General features: G+C 46.5%; 1 protein-coding gene. It reads right to left on the bottom strand.

Annotated elements, in window-relative coordinates; genetic code table 11:
- Positions 1–4 precede the first annotated feature (4 nt).
- Entirely contained in the window at positions 5–394 is a 390-nt protein-coding gene (locus G3T14_RS24290; protein ID WP_163645023.1) for a PAS domain-containing protein, read from the bottom strand.
- Positions 395–1,042: the final 648 nt, after the last annotated feature.

Raw genomic sequence — 1,042 nt, 5'->3', positions numbered from 1 at the left:
GCCATCAGCCCAGAACCCACCGTCCGCAACAGCCTGATGAATAAGACGGGCTAAGGATTCGCGTCGTCTTGCCAGCGCGGTCCAGGATCGGATTGTACGTGGCCTGAAGCCAAATCGGCTTGCCGCTTTTACCGAAGCGGCGATACTCCGACGCCTTGAATTCGCCTTTAGCAAGTGCGATCCAGAAAGCCTTATATTCCTGGCCCTCACTTTCAATTGGATCAACAAACAAGCGATGGTGTCGGCCCTTGATTTCGTCGAGTTTGTAGCCGACTACTTTTAGGAAGTTATTATTAGCCGTTAAAATCGTACCGTCTGGAGCAAACTCGATTATCGCTTGGGAACGGTCGATGGCTTCCATGATCGGGCTATTGTTGCGATTGAACATCCACATAGCTGTATTCCTAAACAGGTCTATTAACTAAGACTGCATAAGTAATTTTTAATATTCTACACTCTTAAGCTAGATTACGGATGATACCCCGCACCTTGCTAACCAAATTAGTGAATTCGTCAGCTTCGGCACAAAACACATCAGTAAACGGGGAGTTTTTCGGTAGCGCGTTTAGTCGCTGTTTTAGTATAACAAGATTTCGTTCGAGCAGACTATCGAGCTGCAGGATCTGGAATTGCCGGCTGCCAGTTTCTTCGCCACGTTCTATTGCAGATTGCAGTTCGGCAATAAGTCGGCCACATCCGCTAGCGTCAGGTTGGCTCGGTAATAGGATGACGTCCATTATATAATTTACCATCCGTTTAGGCTAGAAACCTGGAAAATCTAGCTGATGTGGAGTGAGGTAGGTAAGTCCGCCTTTTTGAAAGTACCGAGCGTCTTGAGATTCTTGGGCAGGATGCAGGTTAGGAACTTGCTTTCGCGGATGATTCAAAAAATACCGGCTGAGGAAGCGATTAATTAACTTACCTTTCCCAGGCTGGAGCTTATTATATTTTAAAGTTTTGTATCTTTAGTTGAAATAGAGCCATAGACCTGACCATCTATCAGTTTCTATGTTTTCCAGAGCGGGGGCAGCGGGAGGAGACC

The sequence above is a fragment of the Methylobacterium sp. BTF04 genome, assembly GCF_010692745.1.
In the GTDB taxonomy this organism is placed as follows: domain Bacteria; phylum Pseudomonadota; class Alphaproteobacteria; order Rhizobiales; family Beijerinckiaceae; genus Methylobacterium.
The sequence above is the reverse complement of the archived record's forward strand: the minus strand, read 5'-3'. Positions and strand labels throughout refer to the sequence as shown.

Coding starts and splice junctions, on each gene's coding strand:
- G3T14_RS24290 (WP_163645023.1), bottom strand. CDS start 394: ATGTGGATGTTCAATCGCAACAATAGCCCGATCATGGAAGCCATCGAC.